Source organism: Methylobacterium sp. WL119, from assembly GCF_008039875.1.
GTDB lineage: Bacteria > Pseudomonadota > Alphaproteobacteria > Rhizobiales > Beijerinckiaceae > Methylobacterium.
This window is the reverse complement of record NZ_VRUU01000070.1, coordinates 1-25283: the sequence shown is the minus strand read 5'-3', so window position 1 is coordinate 25283 and position 25283 is coordinate 1. Positions and strand designations below refer to the sequence as shown.

Annotated in this window: 27 protein-coding genes; 14 read left to right on the top strand and 13 right to left on the bottom strand. The window is 71.7% G+C overall.

Going from position 1 to position 25283, the window contains the following annotated elements:
- The coding region (locus FV227_RS20625; protein ID WP_147859781.1) for a GumC family protein at window positions 1–1497 on the bottom strand (1497 nt) is incomplete at its 3' end.
- 190 nt (window positions 1498–1687) lie between these two features.
- On the opposite strand from FV227_RS20625, the gene FV227_RS20620 reads away from it, so the two are divergent.
- The 3 genes from FV227_RS20620 to FV227_RS20610 all read left to right on the top strand — a co-directional run bounded on the left by FV227_RS20620 (window position 1688) and on the right by FV227_RS20610 (window position 5372).
- Window positions 1688–2311, top strand: a complete 624-nt coding sequence (locus FV227_RS20620) for a polysaccharide biosynthesis/export family protein (RefSeq protein ID WP_147729466.1) — start codon at window positions 1688–1690, stop codon at window positions 2309–2311.
- A gap of 183 nt (window positions 2312–2494) precedes the next feature.
- Complete coding sequence (locus FV227_RS20615) at window positions 2495–3691, top strand: glycosyltransferase family 4 protein (protein WP_147859780.1); 1197 nt, start codon at window positions 2495–2497, stop codon at window positions 3689–3691.
- 148 nt (window positions 3692–3839) lie between these two features.
- Window positions 3840–5372 carry an undecaprenyl-phosphate glucose phosphotransferase gene (locus FV227_RS20610; protein ID WP_147728715.1) on the top strand — a complete coding sequence of 511 codons (1533 nt, stop codon included), beginning with the start codon at window positions 3840–3842 and terminating at the stop codon, window positions 5370–5372.
- Window positions 5373–5461: 89 nt separating this feature from the next.
- On the opposite strand, the gene FV227_RS20605 is transcribed toward FV227_RS20610, so the two are convergent.
- From FV227_RS20605 to FV227_RS20565, 9 genes are all read right to left on the bottom strand, one after another.
- The gene (locus FV227_RS20605; protein ID WP_147728714.1) at window positions 5462–5818 is read right to left on the bottom strand and encodes a hypothetical protein; all 357 of its coding nucleotides are present in this window, start codon (window positions 5816–5818) and stop codon (window positions 5462–5464) included.
- 196 nt (window positions 5819–6014) lie between these two features.
- Window positions 6015–8573: a TonB-dependent receptor gene (locus FV227_RS20600; protein WP_147842830.1), complete on the bottom strand. Its 2559-nt coding sequence runs from the start codon at window positions 8571–8573 to the stop codon at window positions 6015–6017.
- Window positions 8574–8834: 261 nt separating this feature from the next.
- Window positions 8835–9470, bottom strand: a complete 636-nt coding sequence (locus FV227_RS20595; protein ID WP_147728359.1) for a hypothetical protein — start codon at window positions 9468–9470, stop codon at window positions 8835–8837.
- Window positions 9467–10372, bottom strand: coding sequence for an ABC transporter permease (locus tag FV227_RS20590; protein WP_187274887.1), 906 nt, complete (start codon window positions 10370–10372; stop codon window positions 9467–9469). Before FV227_RS20590 ends, FV227_RS20595 begins: the two co-directional genes overlap by 4 nt.
- Complete coding sequence (locus FV227_RS20585; RefSeq protein WP_246686402.1) at window positions 10369–11163, bottom strand: ABC transporter ATP-binding protein; 795 nt, start codon at window positions 11161–11163, stop codon at window positions 10369–10371. The genes FV227_RS20590 and FV227_RS20585 overlap by 4 nt, the downstream gene beginning before the upstream one ends.
- Window positions 11160–11396, bottom strand: coding sequence for a hypothetical protein (locus FV227_RS20580; RefSeq protein ID WP_147728365.1), 237 nt, complete (start codon window positions 11394–11396; stop codon window positions 11160–11162). Before FV227_RS20580 ends, FV227_RS20585 begins: the two co-directional genes overlap by 4 nt.
- Before the next feature lie 14 nt (window positions 11397–11410).
- Window positions 11411–11845: a hypothetical protein gene (locus FV227_RS20575; protein WP_147728360.1), complete on the bottom strand. Its 435-nt coding sequence runs from the start codon at window positions 11843–11845 to the stop codon at window positions 11411–11413.
- A gap of 49 nt (window positions 11846–11894) precedes the next feature.
- Window positions 11895–12878: a YVTN family beta-propeller repeat protein gene (locus tag FV227_RS20570; RefSeq protein ID WP_147728361.1), complete on the bottom strand. Its 984-nt coding sequence runs from the start codon at window positions 12876–12878 to the stop codon at window positions 11895–11897.
- A gap of 160 nt (window positions 12879–13038) precedes the next feature.
- Window positions 13039–14289: an ABC transporter substrate-binding protein gene (locus FV227_RS20565; protein ID WP_147859779.1), complete on the bottom strand. Its 1251-nt coding sequence runs from the start codon at window positions 14287–14289 to the stop codon at window positions 13039–13041.
- A gap of 145 nt (window positions 14290–14434) precedes the next feature.
- Between FV227_RS20565 and FV227_RS20560 the strand changes: the two genes are divergently transcribed.
- From FV227_RS20560 to FV227_RS20530, 7 genes are read left to right on the top strand one after another with little or no spacing between them, the layout of a single operon-like run.
- The gene (locus tag FV227_RS20560; protein WP_147729965.1) at window positions 14435–14986 is read left to right on the top strand and encodes a DUF3280 domain-containing protein; all 552 of its coding nucleotides are present in this window, start codon (window positions 14435–14437) and stop codon (window positions 14984–14986) included.
- A gap of 50 nt (window positions 14987–15036) precedes the next feature.
- The gene (locus tag FV227_RS20555) at window positions 15037–15762 is read left to right on the top strand and encodes a (5-formylfuran-3-yl)methyl phosphate synthase (RefSeq protein WP_243938958.1); all 726 of its coding nucleotides are present in this window, start codon (window positions 15037–15039) and stop codon (window positions 15760–15762) included.
- A 2-nt stretch (window positions 15763–15764) separates the two neighbouring features.
- The gene (locus FV227_RS20550; RefSeq protein ID WP_147859783.1) at window positions 15765–16343 is read left to right on the top strand and encodes a uridylate kinase; all 579 of its coding nucleotides are present in this window, start codon (window positions 15765–15767) and stop codon (window positions 16341–16343) included.
- A complete protein-coding gene (locus FV227_RS20545; protein ID WP_147859777.1) occupies window positions 16340–17905 on the top strand; it encodes a DUF6513 domain-containing protein in 1566 nt (521 codons plus the stop codon). The genes FV227_RS20550 and FV227_RS20545 overlap by 4 nt, the downstream gene beginning before the upstream one ends.
- Window positions 17906–17909: 4 nt before the next feature.
- The gene (locus FV227_RS20540) at window positions 17910–18533 is read left to right on the top strand and encodes a DUF447 domain-containing protein (protein WP_147729340.1); all 624 of its coding nucleotides are present in this window, start codon (window positions 17910–17912) and stop codon (window positions 18531–18533) included.
- Window positions 18534–18550: 17 nt separating this feature from the next.
- The gene (locus tag FV227_RS20535; protein WP_243938988.1) at window positions 18551–19090 is read left to right on the top strand and encodes an SRPBCC family protein; all 540 of its coding nucleotides are present in this window, start codon (window positions 18551–18553) and stop codon (window positions 19088–19090) included.
- Window positions 19087–20064 (top strand): YncE family protein, encoded by a 978-nt coding sequence (locus FV227_RS20530; RefSeq protein ID WP_246686401.1) that lies wholly within the window; start codon window positions 19087–19089, stop codon window positions 20062–20064. The genes FV227_RS20535 and FV227_RS20530 overlap by 4 nt, the downstream gene beginning before the upstream one ends.
- Before the next feature lie 142 nt (window positions 20065–20206).
- Here the strand turns inward: FV227_RS20530 and FV227_RS20525 are convergent, their stop codons facing one another.
- Window positions 20207–20407, bottom strand: coding sequence for a hypothetical protein (locus FV227_RS20525; protein WP_147729338.1), 201 nt, complete (start codon window positions 20405–20407; stop codon window positions 20207–20209).
- On the bottom strand, window positions 20404–21480 hold the full coding sequence (locus tag FV227_RS20520; RefSeq protein ID WP_147859776.1) for a hydantoinase/oxoprolinase family protein: 1077 nt from the start codon (window positions 21478–21480) through the stop codon (window positions 20404–20406). The genes FV227_RS20525 and FV227_RS20520 overlap by 4 nt, the downstream gene beginning before the upstream one ends.
- Window positions 21481–21494: 14 nt before the next feature.
- Here FV227_RS20520 and FV227_RS20515 point away from each other — a divergent pair, with 14 nt between their 5' ends.
- The 4 genes from FV227_RS20515 (at window position 21495) to FV227_RS20500 (ending at window position 24584) form a co-directional block, all read left to right on the top strand.
- A complete protein-coding gene (locus FV227_RS20515) occupies window positions 21495–22214 on the top strand; it encodes a HisA/HisF-related TIM barrel protein (protein ID WP_147859775.1) in 720 nt (239 codons plus the stop codon).
- A 73-nt stretch (window positions 22215–22287) separates the two neighbouring features.
- The gene (leuD, locus tag FV227_RS20510; protein WP_147729235.1) at window positions 22288–22890 is read left to right on the top strand and encodes a 3-isopropylmalate dehydratase small subunit; all 603 of its coding nucleotides are present in this window, start codon (window positions 22288–22290) and stop codon (window positions 22888–22890) included.
- 108 nt (window positions 22891–22998) lie between these two features.
- Complete coding sequence (locus FV227_RS20505; RefSeq protein ID WP_147729234.1) at window positions 22999–24204, top strand: lytic murein transglycosylase; 1206 nt, start codon at window positions 22999–23001, stop codon at window positions 24202–24204.
- The gene (locus FV227_RS20500) at window positions 24201–24584 is read left to right on the top strand and encodes a RidA family protein (protein ID WP_147729233.1); all 384 of its coding nucleotides are present in this window, start codon (window positions 24201–24203) and stop codon (window positions 24582–24584) included. Before FV227_RS20505 ends, FV227_RS20500 begins: the two co-directional genes overlap by 4 nt.
- A gap of 18 nt (window positions 24585–24602) precedes the next feature.
- Here the strand turns inward: FV227_RS20500 and FV227_RS20495 are convergent, their stop codons facing one another.
- Window positions 24603–24905 carry a hypothetical protein gene (locus FV227_RS20495; protein ID WP_147729232.1) on the bottom strand — a complete coding sequence of 101 codons (303 nt, stop codon included), beginning with the start codon at window positions 24903–24905 and terminating at the stop codon, window positions 24603–24605.
- Window positions 24906–25283: the final 378 nt, after the last annotated feature.

The window sequence follows — 25283 nt, the reverse complement described above, 5'->3', positions numbered from 1 at the left end:
CCGCTCGGCCGTGGCGTGCGCGTCGGCCGCCTCCGCCTCGCGCTCGCGCCGCCCGCCGCCGGTCGGATCGGACAGGAGGTGGCGGGCGATGACCGCGCCGGCGGCGAGCATCAGCGTCAGCAGGGTGGCGAAGGCAACGATCGGCAGCTTCTTGGGGAAGGACGGGATCTCCGGCGTCACCGCCCGCGAGATGATGCGCGCGTCGGCCGGCGTCGCGCTCTCGCCGTCGCGGGCGGCGGCCTCGCGGTAGCGCGACAGGTAGGATTCGAGCTGCTCGCGCTGGACCTTGGCCTCGCGCTCGAGGGCGCGCAGCTGGATCTCGCTGGTGTTGCCCTTGACCACCACGTCGCGCTGGCCGTCGACCGCCGCCTGCAGGCTCTCGACGCGGGAGGCCGCGATCTTGGCGTCGTTCTCCAGGGTGCGCCCGACGCGCTCGGCCGAGGCCTTGATCTGGGCGTCGAGATCCTGGAGCTGCGCGGTCAGCTCCTTGATGCGCGGATGCGCCGGCAGCAGCGTGCGCGATTCCAGGGCGAGCTGGCCGCGGATCGTGATGCGGTTCTCGACGGTGCGCCGGATCACCTCGTTGTTGGCGACGTCCGGGATCTCGAAGGCGCGCCCGTCCTTGATCATCTCCTTGACGGCCTTCGCCCGGCCGGCGAGGTCCGCCTTCAGGATGCGGGCCTGCGACAGCTGGGTCGAGAGCTCGCCGAGCTGCTGGGCGTTGAGCGGCTGGCCGGTGGCGCCGGTGGAGCCGACGAGGCCGTTGCCGGCGCGGTAGGCCTCGACCCGCGCCTCGGCCTCGGCGACGCGCTTGCGCAGGCTGTCGATGTTGCCGCCGAGCCAGGTCGAGGCGTAGCGCGCGGTGTCGACCTTGGCCGCCTCCAGGGCCGCGATGTAGAGCTCGGAGACGGTGTTGGCGCCCTTGGCCGCCAGCTCCGCGTCCTTCGCGCGGAACTCGACCGAGAGGATGCGCGACTTGCCCGCCGGGAAGACCAGCAGCCGCTCGAAATAGGCCTCCAGCACCCGGTCCTCGGCCGGACGGTCGAGGGGGTTCTTGGCGAGCCCGAGCATCATCAGGGTGCGCTGGACCGGGCCGATGGTGCCGGCGCTCGGATCGAATTCCGGGTTGCCGACGAGGTTCAGCCGGCGGATCGCCTCGCGGGCGAGGTCGCGCGACATCATCACCTGGACCTGGCTCGCCACCGCCTGCTCGTCGATCGGCGGGACCTGCTCGGCGCGCTCGGAGGCGGTGCGGGCGAAGGCGGCCTCGCGGCTCTCCAGCAGCAGCTTGGCCTCGCCGGTGTAGCGCGGCGACACCACCTGGACGAACACCGTCGACAGCCCCGCGACGACCAGCGTCGGCACCGCGATCCAGTGCCAGGACCGGCGCAGCAGCGCGGGAACCTGGGCCAGGCTGATGCCGTCGGCCGGGGCCGGCCTTTCGGCGAAGGCCGGCCTCTCGCTGAAGGCGGCCGCGCGCGGGGCGATTCGGGACATGGCACGATCTCTTGGCGATGCCGGGCCGCGACTGTGCCCGCGCATCAACGCGTGAGATCAATAGAACCTGTTAAGGTTGCCTGAGAGTTAAGGCCGGCCCGATGCGGACTGCTCCGACGCGGGGCGACAGCATTTCTTAACCTTAATGGATTACGGCACGACCGATCAGGCAATCACGACGGCTGTGGTGATGAACCGACGCGTACTCCTCCTCGTCCTCGCCGCCAGCCTCGGGCTCGGCGGCTGCCTGCGGCCGGACTACCGGACCGCCCAGCTCGACGCCACCGGCACCGGCTCGATCGGCGCGCGCTACCCGCTCGCGGCCGGCGACAAGCTCCGCGTCATCGTGTTCGGGCAGGACAACCTGTCCAACATCTACGCGGTCGACGGCGGCGGCCGCATCGCGATGCCGCTGATCGGCGTCGTCCAGATCGGCGGGCAGACCACGGGGCAGGCCGCGCGCACCATCGAGGCCAAGCTCGCCGCCGGCTTCGTGCGCGAGCCGCACGTCACCGTCGAGGTCGACGCCTACCGCCCGTTCTACATCCTGGGCGAGGTCACCACCTCGGGGCAGTATCCCTTCGTCAACGGCATGACCGTCGAGACCGCGGTGGCGATCGCTGCCGGGTTCGGCCCGCGGGCGGCGCGCGACTACGCCGTGCTCACCCGCGAGGGCAAGGGCGGCGCCGCCTCCGGCCCCGGCCTCGAGCCGACCAACGAGGCCGGCCGCGAGGGACTGGTCTCGGGCATCGTGCCGATGACCTATCCCGTGCGCCCCGGCGACACGATCGTCATCAAGGAGCGGTTCTTCTGAGGCGCCCGCTCGTGCGAAGGGGATAAAAGCCGGCGCGTTAGGCGACCGTTGACCCTCGCATCGGGAAAAGGCGGCGCCGCGGCCCGGCCGATTCGGGCCGGCACCCGCGCTTAACCGGCTGGACAGGGCCGGCATGGCACGCAGGCGAGGCCGGCCGAACGCGCCGGCCTGGAGACGTCCGCCGTGACCCCGTCCGTCAGCCCTTCGGATGCCGAGCCCCGCCGCATCCTGCACGTGTTCCGCGCGCCCGTCGGCGGCCTGTTCCGCCACGTGGTCGACCTCGCACGGCTCCAGGCCGCGGCCGGCCACCGCGTCGGGATCGTGTGCGACGCGACCACCGGCGGCGAGCGCGCCGTCCGGGCGCTGGCCGATCTCGCGCCCTGCCTCGCCCTCGGCGTCACCCGGATCCCGATGCGGCGCAACCCGCACCCGTCCGACCTCGCCTGCCTGCGCGCGGTGGCGGCCCGCGCCGACGCCGCAGCCGCCGACGTGCTGCACGGGCACGGCGCCAAGGGCGGCGTCTACGCTCGCCTCGCCCACGTTCCCCGCGGTCGGCCCGTGATCCGCGCCTACACCCCGCATGGCGGCAGCTACAATTACCGGCCCGGCAGCCTGCTGCACCGGGTCTACATGGGCGCCGAGGGTCTCCTCGCCCGCCGGACCGACGTGTTCCTGTTCGAGAGCGAGTACGTCGCCGGGCGCCACCGCGCCTATGTCGGCACCCACGGCCGCGTCAGCCGCATCGTCCACAACGGCCTGAGCGAGGCCGAGTTCGCGCCCGTGACGTCGGCGGCCGACCCGTTCGACCTGCTCTACGTGGGCGAGCTGCGCGACGCCAAGGGGCTGCCGATCCTGCTTCAGGCCCTGGCGCTGCTGCGCGCCGAGGGCCGCCGGGTCCGGCTGTTGATGGTCGGCTCGGGCCCGGATGCCGGGCAGCTCCAGGCCAAGGCCGAAGCCCTCGGCCTCGCCGGCGCCATCGCCTTCGAGCCGGCCCAGGCGATCCGCTCCGTCCTCGCCCGCGGACGGATCATGGTGGTGCCGTCCTTTGCCGAGTCCCTCCCCTACGTGGTGCTCGAGGCCGCCGCGGCCGCCCAGCCGATGGTCGCCACCGATGTCGGCGGCATCCCCGAGATCTTCGGCTCGGCCGCGGGCGATCTCGTCCCGGCCCGCGATCCGGTCGCGCTGCAGCGGGCGATCGCCCGCGTCCTCGACGAGGCGCCCGAGAGCCGCGTCGCCCGGTTCCGGACCTTGAGCGACTCGGTGCGCCAGCGCTTCTCGATGGAGCGGATGGGCGCCGACGTGCTCTCGGGCTACGCCGCCGCCTTCCGGGCCCGCCGCCCCGCGGCATCCGCCGAGCCGGCCCGCGTCGGGGCCGCCTGAGCCCCGGACCCTCGCACGAACGTGATTCCCGTCCGTCGCGGGCGCGCAGAAGGACGGCGGCGGCGCCTGCAGCTTTAAGTAATCCGATAGGTCGGTTTGAGACACTTCCCGGCAGGAACTAGCCCGCTGGACTGCTGGGAAGCGACCGATGAGTGCCTTCGACGTCCGTGATCTTCTGAAGGTCGCCGGACACGGCGAGACCGCGGCGGCCCGCTTCGCCGAGCCCGCGCCGCAGGCGGCGCCGCTGGCCGAGACGGTCTCCGTCCTCCCGGCCCAGGCGATCTCGCCGGTGGTGATCGCAGGGCTGGTGCGGGCGGCGGAGTTCGTCCTGATCGGCTGCCTCGGCGCGGGTCTGCACCTGACGCTGCTGCGCGGCGTGGTTCCGTTCGGGCTGACCTATGCCGGGGCGGTCGTCGCGGTGGCCGCCCTGGCGATCGCCGCCTTCCAGGCCGCCGGCACCTACCGGATCGGCGCGTTCCGCACCTTCTTCAAGACCGCGATCAAGATCTCGGCCGGCTGGATGCTCGCCTTCCTCCTGGTGGCGACCGGCCTCGTGCTGGCCAAGGTCGCCGACCATTACTCCCGCCTGTGGCTGGCCGCCTACTTCGCCGGCGGCCTCGGCCTGCTGCTGACCGGCCGGTTCGTCCTGTCGCGCGTGATCGTGGCGCAGACCCGGAATGGCCGTTTCGACCGGCGCACCGCGATCGTCGGCGGCGGCAAGGCCGCCGAGGAGCTCATCGCCGCCCTCGAGACGCAGAGCGAGGGCGGCATCCGCATCGTCGGCGTGTTCGACGACCGCAACGACGACCGCTCCACCGACGTGGTCGCCGGATACCCGAAGCTCGGCACCGTCAGCGACCTCGTCGCCTACGCCCGCGCCACGCGCCTCGACCTGATCGTGTTCACGATCCCGATCTCGGCCGAGGGGCGCATCCTGCAGATGCTCTCGAAGCTCTGGGTCCTGCCGATCGACATCCGCCTCTCGGCGCACGCGACGAAGCTGCGCCTGCGCCCGCGCAGCTACTCCTATCTCGGCTCGGTGCCGGTGCTCGACGTGTTCGATCGCCCGATCGCCGACTGGGACGTGGTGATGAAGACGGTGTTCGACCGCGCGGTCGGCCTGCTGATGCTGGCCGCGCTCGCCCCGGTGATGATCGGCGTCGCGCTCGCGGTGAAGCTGACCTCGCGCGGCCCGGTGTTCTTCCGGCAGAAGCGCCACGGCTTCAACAACGAGCTGATCGACGTGTTCAAGTTCCGCTCGATGTACGTCGACGCCTGCGACGCCACGGCGGCGAGGATGGTGACCAAGGGCGATGCGCGCGTGACCCCGGTCGGCCGGTTCATCCGCAAGACCTCGCTCGACGAGCTGCCGCAGCTCTTCAACGTGATCAAGGGCGACCTCTCCCTCGTGGGCCCTCGTCCGCACGCGCTGCAGGCGAAGGCCGCCAACACGCTCTACGACCAGGTCGTCGACGGCTACTTTGCCCGCCACAAGGTCAAGCCCGGCATCACCGGCTGGGCCCAGGTCAACGGCTGGCGCGGCGAGACCGACACCAGCGAGAAGCTCCAGCGCCGGGTCGAGCACGACCTGTACTACATCGAGAACTGGTCGGTGCTGTTCGATCTCCAGATCCTGCTGACCACGCCGTTCGCCCTCTTCAGGACCGAGAACGCGTACTGACCGGGCCGGGGCAGGCGGGACCCGGAAAACGAAGACAGGGCGGCTCGCGAGAGCCGCCCTGTCCGTTCGTTGCGGACGCGGCGAAGCGGCTACGGCAGCGCGCCGGCCTTCTCCTTGGCCTTCATGATGGTGTCGCGGCAGGCATCGGCCTTGCCGGCCTTGTCCTCGCCGCGCGCCTTCTCGACGAGGTCGCGAGCCTCCTTCACGCCGCCGGCGGTGGAGGTCGTCGACGGGTCGCTGGGCTTGCCCCCGGGCGGCGCGGACAGCGCCTTGTCGGAATTCGACGAGGTCGTGCCGCCCACCGGCTCCTTGCCGGTCACCTTTTCCGCGCCGGCGCTGTCGAGGCGCCGCTCCAGCGTCGCGATCTCCTCGGAGCAGGAGCTCGCGAAGGCGGGCGCCGCGGAGACGAGGAGGAGGGCGGCCGAGACCGCGTGGACCAATCGCATGAGAACTCCCTGAAGCTTTTCGCGCGGGCACGTGGCCCGCGTCGTTTCGGTTGCAGGGGGCAAGCGACGAAGCGCGACCGTGTTCCGGTGGCGTGAGGCCGCAGGCCCGCACGCGCCCCGCCGAACGCGAAGGGGGCGCGGACCTCCCGGTCCACGCCCCCTCCTCCCGGGCCCGCGGGGCAATCGATCCGCGCGGTCAGTACTTGCGGATGATCGGCTCCGCCATCGGGACCGGATCGGGGCCGAAGGCGTAGCGGATGCCGCCGTAGATCGAGAGCGGCTGCGCCAGCGTCGTCGTGCGCGGATCGTTGATGGTGAGGTTGCCGGCGACGGGCCCGCGCTCGGCGAAGGTGCCGAAGTTGGCGTAGCGGTTGTTGGTCAGGTTGGTGATCAAGCCGAAAACCTGAAGGTTCGGCGTGACTTGGTAGGTGGTGTTGAGGCCGAGCACGAGGTAGGCCGGCAGCTTGGGGTTCAGGTTCGACTCGTCGCCGCGATAGTAGGCGGAGGAGAAGGCCTGGAGGTTCATGCCGAAGCGCCAGCCCGGCAGGACGAGGTAGTCGAAGCCGACCTTGAACTGGTGGTTGGGGATCAGCGGCACCTGGTTGCCGCGGGTCACGGCGATGGCGCCGTCGTCGGCCAGGGGGTTGTTGGGCGAGGACAGGGTTCCGTTGAACTGGAAGGTGGCGTCGATCAGGGCGTAGTTGGCGTAGACCGAGAGGTCGCCGCGGGTGTAGTCGGCCGCGACCTCGATGCCCTGCCGCTGGGTCGCCGGCACGTTGACGAAGTAGCCGCGCGCCGCGTTGCCGGGGGTCGCGAGCTGGATGATGTCGTTGGCGAGATCGGTGCGGAAGGCGCCGACCTTGTAGGTCACGAGGCCGCCCTCGTAGACGTTCGGGATCTGGCCGCGGATGCCGACCTCGTAGGTCTGTGCGGTGACCTGCTTGAGCGGCGGGTCGGCGACGAGCGAGTTCGGCAGCAGGCAGGGCCGGTCCGGGTTGGAGCAGGCGGTCTCGAGCGGCGTCGGCGCGCGGTTCGATTCCGAGTAGCCGCCGTAGAGCGACAGGCCCGGGGTGAAGCGGTAGGTCAGGCCCGCCACCGGGTTGATCTTGTTGTAGTAGTAGGTCCCGTTCACGTCCGGCGAGAAGCCGGTCTGGTCGGTCGTCGTGAGGCGGGCGAAGTTCAGGCGCGCCCCGGCGGTGAGCGACAGCGCGTCGGTCACGTCGAACGTGTCCGTCGCATAGAGGCCCATGTAGAGGTTCGAGCCGATGACGTTCGAGGGCGCGATGCCGAGCGCGGCCGCGGTCCGTAGCTGCGTCGTGCCGAGGCCGGGGATGGTGCCGTAGTACGGGTTGTTCGGATCGGTGGTCACCCGCAGATCCGGGTTGATGACGCCCAGCGTGCTCGACGACTTGAAGCTGAAGTCGGCGACGTCGATGCTGCCGCCGACGACGAAGCTGTTGCCGAAGCCGAAGATCTTGTCGCGGTTGGCCGCCTGGAGCGAGCCGCCGTAGCTCGTCGCCTCGGTCCTGGTCACGTCCAGCGTGCCGTAGGGCACGTTCGGGGTGAAGGGGATGCGCCGGTTGTTGGCGCCGAGGATGGTGAACTGGTTGCGGAAGGCGAGATTGGACTGTCCCGGCGCCTGGGCGAAGCCGTCATCCTCGAAGCAGAGGAAGCCGCGGTTGCTCGACTGGCGGCTGCAGTTCTCGAAGTTGCCGTCGTTGCCGTCGACGTAGGTGTTGCTGAAGCGGCGGAAATAGGCGTTTCCGGCGAGATCCCAGGTCGGCGAGATGTCGACGCGGCCGGTCACCTGCATGGTGCCCATCTCGGTCGTGGTGGTCTGCGGGAAGGTGAAGATCGCCCGCGGGTCGACATGGGTGAAGTCCACCGGGGTCGCGGCGGCCGCGCCGAAGAAGGTCCGCGCGAAGTTGCCGATCAGGTGGAACTCGGAATCGAGGGTGCGGTAGCCGAGGTCGGTGTAGATGCGCCCGATCGTCGACGGGCTCTCGTAGCGCCATCCGCGGTCGTTGAGGCCGTCGCCGTTGAAGTAGAAGCTCCACGGCCCGATCACCTTGCCGTACTCGAGCGAGCCGGCGATGCGGCCGTCCGAGCCGCCGAGCGCGGTGACCTCCGTGCCCTGCCAGGTGAAGCCGTTCTTCATCTGGATGTTGACCGCGCCGCCGATGGCGTTGAGGCCGAACACCGGGTTGCCGGTGACGATGTCGATGCGCTGGATCGCCGTCGGCGGGATCAGGTCGAACTGGACGGTGTCGCCGAAGGCCTCGTTGATGCGCACGCCGTTCTGGTAGACGGCCAGGCCCTGCGGCACGCCCTGCACCGGCGAGGCGGTGAAGCCGCGGTAGTTCACGTCGGTGCGGTTGGAGTTGCCCTGCGAATCCGAAAGGTTGAGGCCGGGCGTGCGCCGCGCCAGCGTGGCCACCGCGTTGAAGGTACCGCGATCGATGTCGAGGTCGGCCGCCGTGACGGTCTCGACCGTGCTCGGGATCTTGTAGAGCGGCTGCTCGCCGCCGCGCAGGCGCGGCAGGCCGGCGGAGGAGAGCGGCGCCGCGCTCGGCGACACGACCGGGGTCGCGCCGAGCGGCGGGGCGGCCAGCGTGCTGCCCGAGCCCGACCCGCCGACCGGGGTCGTCGCCACGACGCTGATCTCCGACAGCGTCACCGAACTCTGTGCGTAGGCTGCACCCGGCAGCAATGCCACCGAGGCGATCAGGCTTCCGCGAAGCGCCCGCATTGTCATTCCCCAACCCCGAACCGTCGAACAGCGTGCCCCCTCTGCGGCGGGCTTGCCCAGCACTCATGCAAGGCGCGTCGAGATCGGACAATCGCGGGACGACCGTGATCCGGCGGAAAACGCCGCTCACGGGGCCGTTACGCGCGGAAACGGATGACCCGTGGTCCGCGTGCAACAGATTTTCTATGTCTCATCAAAGGCTTAGGGAGTGTTCGGCAATGTTGCCCGGGACGATTCGGCAACCCGGTTCCGGGTCGCTGGGCGGCGTCAGAGCCTGGCCTGGATCTTCTTGGCGATCTCGCCGAGGCGCTGCTCCAGGAGCTGCGGCACCTCGCAGACGTAGGTCAGCGACTGGCTGCGCTCCTGGAAGATGCGGCGATCCCAGGCGAACTTGGTCTCGATGTCGGATTGCTCCTTCGAGACCTCGCGGGCGTCGGCCGCGCTCGGGCCGTCCTTGGTCTGGCTGATGGTGTCGGCCTCGTCGCGGATGCGCTCGGCCATGCGGCGCTGTCCCTGCGCGTAGCGCGCGATCCCGCCCATCACCTTGTCGCGCTCGCCGTTGATGACCTCGAACACGCCCGCATAGACGTGGGCGAGGCCCTTGGCCTTGTCGGCCGCCGGCACCTTGGCGACGTAGGCGTCGATCAGCGGATCGACCTCGGTGAGCTCGGTCCGGCGGGAGGCGAGCTTCTGCGCCAGCACCGCGGCGTCGTTGTCGTCGCCCCAGGCGCCGGCGGCGGCGATGTCCGGCCCGGTCCAGAACTGGCCGGGGCTCAGGGTCGCGACCTTGCGCTGGACGCAGGGCCAGTCCGGGTCGGTCCTGGGCTGCGCCAGCGCGGGCGCGGCGAGGCCGGCCAGGGCGACGCCGAGGGCGGCGAGGGAGCAGAAGCGGGAAGCGATCATGACGGGTCTCCGGCCGGGCCGCCGCGCCGGGCCATGATGCCGCGGCCGGGATCGTAGGCGACGACGGCGAGGGTGAAGAAGGCGAGGGTCACGCCGAGCACGACCGCGCACGAGACCGGCTCGAACTGCCCGTAGAGGGCGAAGCGCACGAGCTGGACGGCGTGGGTGAAGGGATTGCACTGGCAGATCCAGTACAGCGTCTCCGAGGATTCGCGGATGCGCCAGAGCGGGTAGAGCGCCGACGAGGCGAAGAACATCGGGAAGATCACGAAGTTCATCACGCTGGCGAAGTTCTCGAGCTGCTTGACCATCGACGACAGCAGCAGGCCGATCGAGCCGAGCATCAGCCCGGCGGCGATGAAGGCCGGCAGGGCCGCGAGGTAGCCGACGGCCGGGATGTCGAGGTCCCAGAACCAGGCGATGGCCAGGAAGGCGTAGGCCTGCACCACCGAGACGGTGACGCCGGCGATCAGCTTGGCGAGCAGCAGCAGCCAGCGCGGATACGGGCTCGTCAGCAGCACCTTCATCGAGCCGACCTCGCGGTCGTAGACCATCGAGAGCGAGGATTGCATGCCGTTGAACAGCTGGATCATCACCGCCAGCCCCGGCACCACGTAGACCTCGTAGAGCACGTAGGTCTGGTACGGCGGCTCGATCGACACGCCGAGGGTGTTGCGGAAGCCCGCCGCGAAGATGAACAGCCATACCAGCGGCCGCACCAGCGCCGAGAAGAACCGCTCCTTCTGGTTGAAGAAGCGCAACAGCTCGCGCCGGACGATGCCGCCGAGGCAGATCAGGTAGCCGACCCCGTCGAGCCGGCCGAGATGGGCGGGCGGGCGCGTCGCGTCCGCCGCCACGGTGCGGGCGTCGACCGCCGTCGGCGTGCCGATGGGCGTGCTCATGCAGCCTCCCTCGCCGGCTTGGCCGGCTCGGCCACGAGCCGGCGGAACGCCTCCTCGAGGGTTTCGTCGGCCCCGCCGATGGTGCCGGCCCGTCCGCGCGCGACGATGCGGCCCCGGTGCAGCACCACCGCGTCGTCCTCCGCCGCGATCTCCTCGAAGATGTGGGTCGCCCACAGCACCGAGAGCCCCTCCTCGCGCACGAGCGCGCGGACGATCGCGACGATGTCGGCCCGCGATTCGAGGTCGAGGCCGACGGTGGGCTCGTCGAGCAGCAGCAGGCTCGGATGGTGGACCAGCGAGCGCGCGATCTCGATGCGGCGCGACTGGCCACCGGAGAGCGTCCGCACCTTGTCGGCGCGCCGGTCCGCCAGCCCGACCCGGTCGAGCAGCACCGCGATCCGCGCCTTGGCGGCCTTGCGCGCGATGCCGTGAAGCGCCGCGTGATAGAGCAGGTTCTGCTCGACGGTGAGGTCGGTGTCCAAGGTCCGTGCCTGGAACACCACGCCGAGGCGGGCGAGCGCGCGCGACGGCTCGCGGTCGAGGGCGTGGCCGAAGATCGCGACCCGGCCGTGGCGGTTGTTGTAGAGCCGGGTGATCAGGGAGAACAGCGTGGTCTTGCCGGCGCCGTTGGGCCCGAGCAGCGCCATGAAGCGCCCGCGCTCGACGGTGATCGACACGTCCGACAGTGCCTGGCGCGCGCCGAAGCTGTGGCTGACGTCGGCCACCTCCAGCGCCGGGGCCTCGCCCGCCGGACGCCCGCCCGCACCCATCGCCCGAGCGCCCTCGCTCATCGCCCGAGGACCCTTCTGGCGTCGCCGACCGCGTCGAGGCACTCGTCGAACTCGCCCTCGCCCTGCTCGCGCTCGGCCACGCGCAGGGCCTTTTTCAGCTTCGGCAGCGCCGCCTCGGGCGGGTTCTGCGCGAGCGCATCCCTGATCATGGCGATGCCGTCCGCGCAGGCGGCCTTGTCGTCGGCCAGCGCCGGCGTGCTCAACAGGAGGCTGGCGAGAAGAAGCGTCCGCATCATTCCACCGTGCGTCATTTCACAGTGATCGTGCCGGCGACGCCCTTCGACTCCAGGCCGCGGGCCTCCCAGGTGTACTTGCCCGGCTTGATCGCCACGAACTCGATCGCGATCTCGCCCGGATCGTCGAACTCGAGGTGATCCGGCGGGCCGCCGCCGTGGATCTCCTTGTGCTCGATGACGATCTGGTTCCACCAGATGTAGCGGAAGAACTCGGTCGCGTAGACCTTGTATTCCTGATGGCCCTTGGCGATGATCCGTAGCCGGTAGGCCTTGCCGGATTCGAGCTCGATGTCCTTGTTCTCGACGACGAAGTCGTTGCCCTCCTCGTTGCCGAGGACGAGGTCGGGCAGGGTCTCGCGCTTCTTGGTGAGATCGAGCGCGACGGCCGGGCCGGCCGCCAGGATCGCCGCCAGCCCCAGCGCCGCCCATCGAAGACCTCGTGTCATCCTGTTCCTCCCCCGCGCTGCCGTTCGCGGCAGTCGTGCTTGCGAAAACTCAGTTCGGCGAGATCGCCACGCCCCAGGGCAGCAGGCCGACCGGGATGCTCTTGACCACCTTCTCGGCCGCCACGTCGACCACCGAGACGTCGTTGGAGGTGCCGTTGGTGGAGAACAGCAGCGACTGGTCCGGCGTGAAGGCGAGCTGCCACACCCGCTGGCCCACCGGCAGGTACTTCTGCACGTCGTAGGTCTTGGCATCGATCACCGCGATGCGGTTGGCGGGCCCGAGGGCGACGAAGGCCTTGGTCCCGTCCTGGGTGATGCGGATGCCCACCGGCTGGATTGCCTCGTCGTTCACGCTCGGGATCTTGAAGGTGATCTTCTTCACCACGCGCCGCGCCGCCACGTCGATCACGCTGACCGTGCCGCCGACCTCGGCCGAGACCCAGAGGAACTTGCCGTCCGCCGTGAACTCGGCGAAGCGCGGACGGGCGTCGACCAGCACGTTGTCGATCACCTGGAAGGTCTTGGTGTCGATGAAGTGGGCCATGTTGGTGGTTTCGGAGGTGTTCACCAGGATCTTGCCGTCCGGCGACAGGCCCATGCCCTCCGGCTCGACGCCGACGGGGACCTCCGCGAGCACCTTGTTCTTCTCGATGTCGATGATCGTGACCTGGCTGTCGTCCTCGTTGGCGACGTAGAGCGGGTTGCCGCTGCGATCGAGGATGAACTGCTCGGGATCGGGGCCGGAGCGCAGGGAGCGCACCACCTTGCCGGTGGCGGTGTCGAGCACGTCGATGCGGTCGTCGTCGCTGGCGCAGACGAAGACTTCCTTGCCGTCCTTGCTCACGGTGATGCCGCGGGGGCGGCGCCCGACCTTCCAGGTCGCCGTCACCGCCATCGTCGCGGTGTCGATCACGCTGACCGAGTTGCCCTTCTCGTTGGAGACGTAGACCGTGTAGGCCTGCGCCGGCACCGACCCGAGCAGCGCCGCGCCGAGCGCGGCGAGCCCCAACCCTGCTCTCACGCAGCGGTCCATTCGCGATCCTCCCCCTGGCCTGGTGGCAAGCTTGGCACTCTGGCGGTGCCGAAATCCCGACGGACGACAGTGTAGTGCGTTTCGTGCCCGCGGCGAGGGCGACGGAACCGCGCTGCGGACTTCACGCGGCGGAACGCCGTCCTCGTGCGTCCCGGCGCGCTCACTGGAACTTGCAGGTCGTCTCGGGCAGGTCGGTCCCGAGGGTGTCGAGCGGCGTGCGCTGGTGCAGGAAGCCCTGCTCGGGCGCCACCGAGACCAGGGCCTTCGGCTGCACCACGATCAGCGGCTGGCGCAGCTGGTGGTCCCAGGGGCGGAAGCTCAGCGACACGCCCTTGTAGGCCGGCAGGCCGAAGGCCGGATCGCTCAGGTAGGCGGTCAGTGCCGCCGGGTCGGCGGTCTTGCGGGCGGCCCCGGCATCGCCGACGACGCGGATCGCGGCCCAGACCTGGTAGTCCAGCGGCCGCATCAGCCGGCCCGACAGGCGCCGGAAGCGGTTCTGCGCCTGAGCCGCGCCCCAGGTCTCCAGCACCGGCGACCAGGTGGTGGCGACGAGCCCCTGCGTGCCGCCGACGGGCCGCGGGTCGACCGTGCGATAGGGGACGTAGTCGCCCCAATCGGCCTCCTCGTCGGCCACGATCGCCATGTCGTAGTCGAGCCCGCGGGTGAAGACCATCGCCTCGGCGCGGGTCGGCGTGTCGCCGCGCGCCTTGGCCAGCGGCCCGAAGGTCCAGGGCTTCTCCGCCGTGATCTTGAGAGCGAACTTCCTGGCCGAGTTGCGCATCGCGTCGGCATAGAGCTTGTCCGCGTCGGTCGGGCCGACGATCAGGAACAGCTTCCGCCAGCGCATCACGGTGAGGTACTGCGCCAGCGCGTCGGTCTGCATCGCCCGGCTCGGGGCGACGTGGAACACGTTCCTGCGGCAATCGGCACCGCGCAGGCGGTCGTCGGGGGCCGCCGCGTTCAGCACCACGGCGCCCTTGCCGTCGGCGCGTGCCGCCTCCGAGACGGCGAGCACCTCGTCGGCCGGCAGCGCCAGGACGAGGAAGCGGATGCCCTTGCCGAGCAGCGCCTTCGCCGCGTCGACCGCGCTCGGGCCCCCCTCGGTGAGCGCGATCTCGTCGAGGGCGTAGCTCTGCTTGATGAAGCGGCCGGTGGTGTTGTTGTCGGCGATGGCCATCTTCGCGCCGGCCAGGCCCTCGTCCTCGGGCGCGGCCTCCGCGTCGTAGGAGGACGGCGCGGGCTGCGGCCGGTAGATCAGGCCGACATGGGTGGCGGCCGGTTCCGCGGGCGCGGCCGGCGCGGCGGCGGGCTCCTGGGCTGCCGCCGGGCCGGCCAGCGCCAGGGCGAGCAGCACCGCAGCACCGAGGGAACGTGCAGGATCGTGCAGGATGGCGTGCAGGGAGGCGTGCATGGGGGCGGGACGTAACAGCATTCCGGGCGCGGACTCAAACGTTAAGCGCGCCCCGATCATTGCCAAAATTCCCCGCCGCGCGACCTTATGCCGGGATGCGGCCGGCGTTGCGGCCGGCGCCGATGCCTCCGACTGGAGTTCCGTCATGATCCTTCGCGGCACGATCTTTCGCGACGGCGCCCTTCGCGCCTGCCGCCTCGCGGTTCCCCTCGTGCTCGCCGCCTGCCCTCCGGGCGCGGCGGCGGCCGAGCCGTCGAAGGCCGCGGTCTTCCCGGTCGAGCTGTTCGATCCGGGCGTCGTCGGCGGCCGCAAGGCCCGGCCCGACGAGGCGCGCAAGCTCGCGCTGGTCACCGACGAGTTGCGCGGCGCGCTCAAGGACAAGGGCGGCCTGGAGCCCGTCGACACCGCGCCGCAGGCGGCCGAGGTGAGCAAGCAGGGGCCGCTCTACAAGTGCGACGGCTGCGCCGCCCCGATCGCCAAGGCCCTGGGTGCGGATCTCGCCGTGACCGGTTATGTGGAGAAGGGGTCGGGCCAGATCTTCAACCTCAACGTCGTCATCGCCGACGCCGCCACCGGCAAAGTGGTGCGCGGCGGGCAGGTGGTGATCCGGGCCGACACCGACGACACCTGGACGCATGCCATGCGCTGGATCGTCAAGAACCGCCTGCTCGCCGAGCCCCTGCCCGGCAAGTCGTGATGTCGTCCGGCGCCCGCGCCGCCCCCGAGCCGTCCCCGTTCAGGTCGCCCGTGTCCGAGTCCGCACCTCCGTTTCCGACAAATCCCCTCCCCCGCCTCCTCGTCAGCGTCCGCGACGCCGCCGAGGCCGAGGCCGCGATCCGCGCCGGGGCCGACCTGATCGACGCCAAGGACCCGGAGAACGGGGCGCTCGGCGCCCTCCCCCCGGAGACCGTCCGCGCCATCGTCGCGCGCACCGCCGGCCGCGCCGCCACGAGCGCGGTCGCCGGCGAGCCGGCGGCGGCGGAGCGGCAGGCCGCGATCCGCGCCATGGCGGAGACCGGGGTCGGCTGGGTCAAGGTCGCGGTCCGCCCCGACTGGCTCGCCGATCCCGCCTCCCTTCGCGCGGCCGGCGCGGCCGCGCCTGGCCGCCTCGTCGCCGTGCTGTTCGCCGAGGACGACCCCGCGCCGGACTGCGCGCCGCGGCTCGCGGCGGCGGGCTTCATCGGCGCGATGATCGACACGGCGGTCAAGGACGGGCGCCGCCTGCCCGGCCTGATCGACGGGGCGCGCCTGGCCGCCTTCACCGCGGCGGCCCGTGCCGCCGGGCTGCTGTCGGGGCTCGCCGGGTCGCTGCGCGTCGGCGACATCCCCGGCCTCGCCGCCCACCGCCCGGACTATCTCGGCTTCCGCGGCGGCCTCTGCCGCGACGGCGACCGCCGCAACGCCCTCGACGCGCAGCGGATCGCCGAGGCCGTGCGGGCGCTCCGCCGGCCGGCCTCGCGAGACGCGGCGTGAGCGTGCACACCGTCGTCAAGGTCGGCGGCAGCCTCCGCGCCGACCCGGCGCGCCTCCAAGCGCTGCTCGCCGCGCTCGCCGACGGCGCCTTCGGCCCGTGCCTCGTCGTGCCGGGCGGGGGCGCCTTCGCCGACGCGGTGCGGCTCGACCAGGCGCGTCTCGGCTTCGACGACGCGGAGGCGCATCGCCGCGCGCTCGATGCGATGAGCCGGATGGCGGGGTGTTTCCACGCCATCGAGCCGCGCCTCCTTCCCTTCCCCCTCCCCCGCAAGGGGGGAAGGGAGAGCGCCGTATCGGCTATCTGGGACCCCATCGCCCTCCGCGCCGGCCATCCGGACATCCCGGAATCCTGGGACGTGACCTCCGACAGCCTCGCGCTCTGGGCGGCGACGCGGATCGAGGCCGCCCGCTGCATCCTGGTGAAGTCCGCCGACGCCCCGGCGGGCGCCGACGCGTGCGACCTCGCCCGGATCGGCCTCGTGGATGCCGCGTTCCCGGCCTTCGCCGGCCGCTACCGCGGCGCGGTCTCGATCCTCGGCCCCGCCGGCGCGCGGCCGGTCCACGCGCGGGCCGCCGCATGAGCGCCGCGCCCGAGCACCTGGTCTTCGTCACCGGCAAGCTCGCCCGCGCCCGGCTGGAGAAGGTCGCGAGCGCCCTGCCCCCGGAGCGGTTCGCCTGGAGCATCGCCGATTCCGGGGTGAAGGTCGCCGCGCTGATGACCGAGGAGATCATCAAGCGCCGCGTCACCCTCCCCGAGGGCGCCACCCGCATCATCCTGCCCGGGCGCTGCCGGGCGAACCCGGAGGCGTTGGCCGCGCATTTCGGCCTGCCGGTCGAGCGCGGCCCCGACGAGATCGTCGACCTGCCGGCCCATCTCGGGCTCGCCGGCCGCAAGGTCGACCTGTCGCGCCACGACCTGCGCATCTTCTCCGAGATCGTCGACGCCTCGAAGATGACGGCCGCCGAGGTGGTGGCCAAGGGCCTGGACCTGGCGCGCCGGGGCGCCGACGTGATCGACCTCGGCGGCCTGCCGGACACCGATTTCCCGCATCTCGAGGATTGCGTGCGCGGGCTGAAGGCGCAGGGCCTCAAGGTCAGCGTCGATTCCTTCTCGATCGACGAGCTGCGCCGGGGTGCGGCCGCCGGGGCCGACTTCCTGCTCAGCCTCAACGAGGAGACGCTGGACCTCGCCTTCGAGACGGATGCGGTGCCGATCCTGGTGCCGATGCGGCCCGACGACCTGCCCTCCCTCGACCGCGCGATCGCGCGGATGGTGGAGGCGGGGCGCCCGTTCATCGCCGACCCGATCCTCGAGCCGATCCATTTCGGCTTCGTCGACTCGATCGCGCGCTACCGTGCCACCCGCGCGCGCTGGCCCGACATCGCGATGATGATGGGCACCGGCAACCTCACGGAGCTGACGGAGGCCGACAGCCTCGGGATCACCGCGCTCCTCGTCGGGATGTGCTCGGAGCTGTCGATCGGCAACGTCCTGATCGTGCAGGTCTCGAACCACACCCGCCGCACGGTCGAGGAACACGATGCCGCGAGGCGGGTGATGTTCGCGGCCAAGGCCGACGCCGCGCTGCCGAAGGGCTACGGCCGGGCACTTCTGGCACTTCACGACAAGCGTCCCTTCGTGCAAACGCCCGACGAGATCGCGGCCCTGGCGGCGCAGGTCCGCGACCCGAACTACCGGATCGCGGTCGCCGAGGACGGGATCCACCTCTACAACCGCGACGTCCACAAGGTCGGCACCGACGCGATGGCCTTCTTCACCGACCTCGACGTCGCCAGCGACGGCGCCCACGCGTTCTACCTCGGGGGCGAGCTGACCAAGGCCGAGACCGCGTGGCGCTTAGGCAAGCGCTACGTGCAGGACGAGCCGCTCGACTGGGCCTGCGCCGCCGACGCCGAGGTCGAGGACACCACCGCCTTCAAGAAGGCCGGCCATACCAAGCATTCCGGCCCGGACGCGCCGCAGGGCGCGCGCGACGCGCAGGTTCCGGCCGAGGCCGGCGCCTCGGCGCCCCGCACCATCGCGCCGGACGCGGCCGCGGCCGAGGCGTCGGTGTCGGAAACGCCCCGGGCGCCCGCGCAAAAGCTCGTCTGCGGCAAGCTCGTGCCGGCCGGGGAGGCCTGAGCCGGTGCCGCTGATCCTCGAGACGATCGTCACGACGCTCTCGCGAGAGGGCGCCCTGCACCTCGTGCCCTTCGGCCTGATCGCGGAGGGCGACGACTACGTGCTGGCGCCGTTCCGGCCCTCGCCGACGATCCTCAACCTCGAGGCCAACCCCTGCTTCTGCGCCTCGAGCCCGCGCGACGTGCGGGTGATCGCCGGCGCGGTCACCGGGCGCCGGGACTGGCCGACGGTGGCGTGCGACCGCATCCCGGGCCGGCGCCTCGCCGACAGCTTCGGCCACGCCGAGTTCGAGGTCGCGGCGGTCGAGGCCGACCCGACCCGGCCGCGCTACCGCGGGCGCCAGGTCCACGCGGCGGCGCACGCCCCGTTCATCGGCTACAACCGGGCGCAGGCCGCGGTGCTGGAGGCGGCGATCCTCTCGACGCGGCTCCACATGCTGACGCCCGACAAGGTCATGGCCGAGATGCGCTATCTCGCCATCGCGATATCCAAGACGGCCGGCCCGCGCGAGCGGGAGGCCTGGGACTGGATCGAGGACAAGGTCGCCGCCCATCTCGGGACGGACGGCCGCATCCTCGCCGACACCGCCGCCGCACGAGACGGCGGATCAGGAGTGACACCCCCATGAGGATCGAGCTGCCCATGATGAGAAGACTGGCCCTCACGAGCGCCGTGGTGATCGCCGCGGTGGCGGCGACCACGGCCCAGGCCCACGGCCCGACCCGCAAGAAGGTCGAGGAGACCGTCGAGATCAACGCCAGCCCGGACAAGGTCTGGAAGGTGATCGGCAACTTCCAGGACATGAGCTGGCTGCCGCTGGTCGAGAAGACCGAGGGCAAGGAGGGCAACACCCCCGACAAGGCCACCCGCGTCCTCACGCTCAAGGGCGGCGCCACCGTCGAGGAGAGCCTGTACAAGTACTCCGCCGAAAAGATGAGCTACTCGTACCGGATCACCAAGGTCGACGTGAAGACCCTGCCGGTGAACGATTACTCGTCCACGCTCAAGGTCGAGGCGGACGGCGACGGCAAGTCGAAGGTGTCGTGGGACGGCGCGTTCTACCGCGGCTACATGAACAACGATCCGCCGCCCGAGCTGAACGACGAGGCCTCGCAGAAGGCCGTGCGCGGCCTCTACCGCACCGGTCTCGACGCGCTGAAGGCGCAGGTCGAGAAGGGCTCTTGAGCCGTTCGATCACACCGCGACGCGGAGGCCGGCTGCGCGCCGGCCTCTCGCTCGCCCTCGCCCTGTGGCTCGTGCCGCTTGCCGCGCGCGCCGCCGAGGCGGTGGTCACGGTGCAGGGCGACAACGCCGTCGACGTGATCGACCTCGAGGCCGGCACGATCCTGCAGCGCATCCCCGTCGCCGGCTCGCCCGCCGGCATCGCGCTCTCCCCCGATCGCAGGACCGCCTACGTGACCTGCCCCGACGCGCCGGGCATCGCCGTCGTCGACCTGACCGCGCGCAAGGTCGCGCAGGTGCTGGCCCTTCCGGGCGGCCCGCTCGGCATCGCGGCGAACCCGAGGAGCGGCGCCGTCTACGTCGCCGACTGGTACGCCAAGCGGGTGTTCGTGCTGGTGCCGGGTGAGGCGGGCCTCAGGCTCGACGGCGAGATCGCGGTCGGGGCCTCGCCGTCGGGCATCGCGGTGACGCCGGACGGCGCGACGCTGCTGGTGGCCAACCGCGAGGCGGACACGGTCTCGGTGGTCGATGCCGCGACCCGCCGCGAGACCGGGACGATCGCCGTCGGCCATCATCCCTTCGGCATCACCCTCGATGCGCAAGCCAAGCGCGCCTACACCGCCAACGTCACCGGCGACGACGTGTCGGTGATCGACCTCGCCGCGGCGCGCGAGGTCGGCCGGGTGAAGACCGGCCAGCGCCCCTACGTGATCGCCCTGACGGGGGAGCGCGGCTTCGTCACCGACCAGTATTCCGGCACCGTCACGGTGTTCGATCCTGCCACCCTCGCCCCCGTGACCCGGATCGAAGTCGGCGACCACCCCGAGGGCATCGCCGCCACCGCCGACGGGCGCTCGGTGATCGTCGCCAACTGGGGCTCGAACACGCTCTCGGTCATCGACGCGCGGACGCTGACGGTGACCCGCGAGATCAAGACCGACAACAGCCCGCGGGCGTTCGGGGATTTTCTGCGCTGACGTCGCGCCGGGCGGAAGCCTGACGTGGCGCGGGTCCCTTCCCCCAGGGGGAGGACAGGATGAGGGGCGTGCGTTTTCCGGAGCGGTCACGCCCCTCACCCCAACCCTCTCCCCATGGAAGAGGGCGTGGTCCCGCGGTCGATCACGCCGCCTCGGGCGGCTCGCCGTCCTCCGGGCCCTCCGGCGCGTGCAGCATGTCCTCCAGCTCGTCGATCAGCCGGTCGATCTGGTCGGGCGTCGCCAGCACCTTGACGGTCTCGCCGTCCTCGGTGGCGAGCGCGAGCTCGATATGCGGGCCGACCCGGGCGGTGAGGACGCGGGCGAGGATTTTCAGGGCGCTCATCGGTCTTCCTTCGAAACCAGCGTGTCGGCGGAGAGCAGCGCGACGGCGAGCGCCGGGCCGCAGGTGGAGGCCCAGTCTGGCCGGCCGGCGATGCGATCCGCCAGCACCTCGGTAAAGGGCAGGCAGCGCCGGCCGAGGCGCCGGGCGAGGGCGTCGGCCAGGAAGGCGCCAGCGCCGCAGGCGATCACGGGGGCCGCAGCCGGGATGTCGGGGCGCGAGAGCAGGGTGGCGGCCGCGTCGTGGAGCAGGCGCAGCTGCGCCTCGGCGAAGTGGCCGGCAAGCGCCCGCCAGTCCTCGTCCGTCCCCTCCCCGCGGTCGCGGCCGATCATCCGGGCGAGCCGCGTCTCGCTTTCGGGCACCGACTTGCCCTTGCCGTCGCCGCTCGCCTGCTGGTCGGCGCCCTCGGGAAGGTCGCCGGTGATGCGGTGGACGTCGGCCGCGTGCGCGAAGGTCTCGGACATCAGCCGGGTGCGGCGGCCCCGGAACGGCGCATGGTCGGAAAGCGCCAGCAGCGGCGTGCGCACGACGCCGGTATAGACGAGCTCCCCCGTCTCCAGCCGCTCGGCGTCGCTGTAGCCGGCGGCGGCGGCGCGGCCTCCGACGATCGGGATCAGGTCGGCGGTGGTCGAGCCGACGTCGACGAGCAGCGCGTCGGGCACGTGCCGCCCGAGCAGGGCCGCGGTGGCGTGCCAGTTCGCCGAGGCGATCTCCGCGGCGTTCGGCTCCGCATCCCGCGGCGTGACGAAGCCGGCGCGCCCGGCATAGATTGCGACCTCGCCGGCCAGGTGCGTCGCCGCCCAGCCCGCGAGCTGCGCGACGCCGTCCGTCCGGTCGGCGAAGCAGTCGGTGAGCTCGCCGGTCATCGTCACGGCGTGCGCCGCCTCCCCCCGCGCCCAGTCGGGCAGCCCGGCGAAGGTGGCGTCGAGGGCGGGCAGCCCGCGCCAGAGCGGGCACGGCGCCTGCACCACCGCGCGGACGATGCCGCCCTCGACCAGCGCCGCCTTGACGTGCACCCCGCCGAGATCCCATCCGATCGTCCTGGCAGGGCGGGGAAGCGGATGCGCGGCGGGCAAGGGCGATCTCACTGATGGGCGACGCAGAGGGCGAGGGCGCGACGACGCCGTTCGCGGTGATTCCGGTGATCGACCTGCGCCACGGGCGGGTGGTGCGGGCACGCGCCGGCGAGCGACAGAGCTATGCCCCGATCGAGACCCCGTTGGCAAAGGGCTCGGCGCCGGCCGACATCGCCCGCGGCCTCCTCGCCGCGGTCCCGGCGCGGACGCTCTACGTCGCCGACCTCGACGCGATCGTTGACGGCACACCCCCCGACCTCGGGGCGCTGGCGGCGATCGCGCGGGCCTGCCCCGGCATCGGCCTCTGGGTCGATGCGGGCTTCGCCGAGGCGGCGACGGTCGAGGCCTTCCTCGCCGCCGGGCTCGGCCGCCCCGTGATCGGCAGCGAGAGCCAGGCCGACGAGGGCCTCGTCGTCCGCCTCGGCGACCGGGCCGTGCTCTCGCTCGACAGCCGCGGCGCGAGCCGGCTCGGGCCGCCCGGCCTGCATGCGGATGCCCGCCACTGGCCGCCGGAGGTGATCGTGATGACGCTCGCCCGCATCGGCGTCGGATCGGGGCCGGACCTCGCCGGGCTGGAAGCCGCCGCGCGCCTGGCGCCCGGCCGCCGGATCTACGCCGCCGGCGGCGTGCGCGGCCCGGATGACCTCGCCGCGCTCCGTCGCGCCGGGGTCGCGGGCGCCCTGGTCGCGTCGGCGATCCATGACGGCGCCCTCCGCGCCGGGGACCTGCCCTGAACCTTCCGGCCGTGGCACGCCGCTGCTAGGGTGCCGGCAGGCACCGAGCGAAACGCGACAGACGGCAAGACCAATGGAAAAATTCACCACCCTGGAGGGCGTCGCGGCGCCCATGCGGATCATCAACGTCGACACCGACCGGATCATCCCGAAGCAGTATCTCAAGACGATCAAGCGCACCGGCCTCGGCAAGGGGCTGTTCGCCGAGATGCGCTACCGGGACGACGGCTCGGAGAACCCGGACTTCGTGCTCAACCAGCCGGCCTACCGCAACGCTAGGATCCTGGTGGCGGGCGACAATTTCGGCTGCGGCTCGTCGCGCGAGCACGCGCCCTGGGCGCTGACCGATTTCGGCATCCGCTGCGTGATCTCGACGAGCTTCGCCGACATCTTCTTCAACAACTGCGCCAAGAACGGCATCCTGGCGATCGTGGTCTCTCCGGAAGACCTCGAGAAGCTGTTCGAGGATGCCGAGCGCGGCGCCAACGCCACCCTCTCGGTCGACCTCGAAGCGCAGACCATCCGGGGCCCGGACGGCGGCACGCTGCACTTCGACATCGATCCCGGCCGCAAGGAGAGCCTGCTCAACGGCCTCGACGAGATCGGCCTGACCCTCAAGCGCGCCCCGAAGATCGACGCCTACGAGGACAAGCTGGCCGCGCGCGGCTGGGCGTGAGCGCGGCCGGACCGCGGGGGAGCGTCCGCACCGCGATCCGGCCTTAAGCCTGCGTTAACCGTTCCCTCATCAGGCTCCGGCGCCCCGGACACCATGCGAGCGACGACGATGCGGCGAGACTCCTGGCAGCGATCCTCCCGCAGGCCGATCCTGCCGTGGCTCGCCCTCGCCTGCCTCACGGCGACCGGCGCGCGGGCCGACTTCCAATCCTGCCTCGCCGGCCTGCAGCAGCAGGCGGCGGCGCAGGGCGTGTCGGCGCAGGCGTTCCGCAGCGCCACCGACGGGATCAGCTTCGACGACAAGGTGATCGAGCTCTCCCAGGCGCAGCCCGAGTTCAAGACGCCGATCTGGGACTACATGGCGGCCCTGGTCGACGACGAGCGCGTCGACGACGGCAAGGCGGCGATGCGCCAGTACGGGCAGGCCCTGGCGCAGGCCGAGGCCCGCTACGGCGTCGACCGCTTCACCATCGCCGCGGTCTGGGGCGTGGAATCGAACTTCGGCAAGAACCTCGGCAAGATGCCGCTGGTGCAGTCGCTGGCGACGCTGGCCTGCTCCGGCAACCGCCGCCGCGACTTCTTCCGCGGCGAGCTGATGGCGACGCTGAAGATCATCGACCGCGGCGACATCGAGCCCGGCCGCCTCACCGGCTCCTGGGCCGGCGCCTTCGGCCAGACCCAGTTCATGCCGACGACCTACCAGCGCCTCGCCGTCGACCTCGACGGCGACGGCCGCCGCGACGTGGTCGACTCGGTGCCCGACGCCGTCGGCTCGACCGCGAACTTCCTGCACGTCGCGAAGTGGTCGAACGGCCAGGGCTGGGGCTACGAGGTCAAGCTGCCGGCCGGCTTCAACGCCGGTGCCGCGGGGCGGAAGAACAAGAAGCCGGTCGGCCACTGGGCCGCGCTCGGCGTCAAGCGCATCGACGGGCGCCCGCTCTCGGCCGAGGGTCCCGTCGGCATCATGATCCCGGCCGGGATCGAGGGGCCCGCCTTCCTCGTCACCAGGAACTTCGACGCGATCTACTCCTACAACGCCGCCGAATCCTACGGGCTCGCCATCGCCGTGCTCTCCGACCGCCTGCGCGGCCGGCCCGGCATCCAGGCGGAGTGGCCGACCGACGACCCGCCGCTGTCGCGGGCCGAGCGCCGCGACCTTCAGGCCCGGCTGACGGCGCGCGGCTACGACGTCGGCGAGCCGGACGGCAAGGTCGGCGCCAAGACCCGCGACGCGATCAAGGAGATCGAGCGCAGCCTCGGCATGCCGCAGACCGGCCGTCCGGGCGCGAAGGTGCTGGAAGCGTTGCGCCGGTGAGCCGGCGCCTGATCGGCTCGGGCTCGCCGTTCGAGGCCGCCTACGGCTATTCGCGCGCGGTCGTGACGGGCGGCTTCGTGTTCGTCGCCGGCACCACCGGCTACGATGACGCGACGATGACGATGCCGGAGGAAGCCGCGGCGCAGGCTGAGGCGTGCTGGCGCACGATCGCATCGGTGCTCGCCGAGGCCGGATCCGGCCTGGAGCGCATCGTGCGGGCGACCTACTACGTCACCGATCGGGCGGATGCCGAGGCGGTGCTCGCGGTCTGCGGCCGCGTGCTGGCCCAGGTCCGGCCGGCCGCGACGCTCCTCGTCGTCGCCGGCCTGCTGCGCCCCGAGATGAAGCTCGAGATCGAGGTCACGGCGACCTTAGGGTGAGACGGTTGCGCCGCCCGATCAGTAGGGCGTCCCGTAATACGGCCGGCGGACCGGGCGGTAGCGGTCCTGGACGGGACGGCCATAGCCGTCGCCGTACGCCCCGAGATAGGGATCGAGCCGCGGATCGCGGTAGTTGCCGTTGTTGACGCCGGCCGAGCGGTCGTTGCCGTTCAGTGCCGCGTAGGGCGAGAGGCCGCTGCCGCTATCGCTGCCACCGCCTCCACCGCCGCCGCGCGCGAGCACGGCGCCAGTCGAGCCGATGATGAGGCCTGCCGCCAGCACGGCCCGAACCGTCTTCCGCGTCGTCGTCTTGACTGCCATCGTCGCCTCCCGATCTCGCTGCGTGCCGGATCCAGGCGAAAAACCGGTCGCGGCGACGCGAGGTTCCCGAGGGCCGGGGGCGGCGAAAGCGCCGAACTTCTCTCCGCCACCGGTCGTCGACGCGGCAGGGCCCGTCGCCCGGGATTCGAGCAGACCCCGATGCCCCCCGGCGGCGACGGCGGGACGAGATGGCGTCGGGGCGAGCCGATGGCTCAGCCCGGCCACCGGAGCCTGCGCCGGACGACGCCTAGTGCCGGTAGCGTTCGGCGAGGGCCATGAGGGCTCCTGCGAGCTCGGTGAGGTTGGCCGAGGCCGCCTCGACCTCGCGGGTGCCGGCGGCGGTCTGCTGGCTCGCCTGGCGGATGTTCTGCAGGGCGC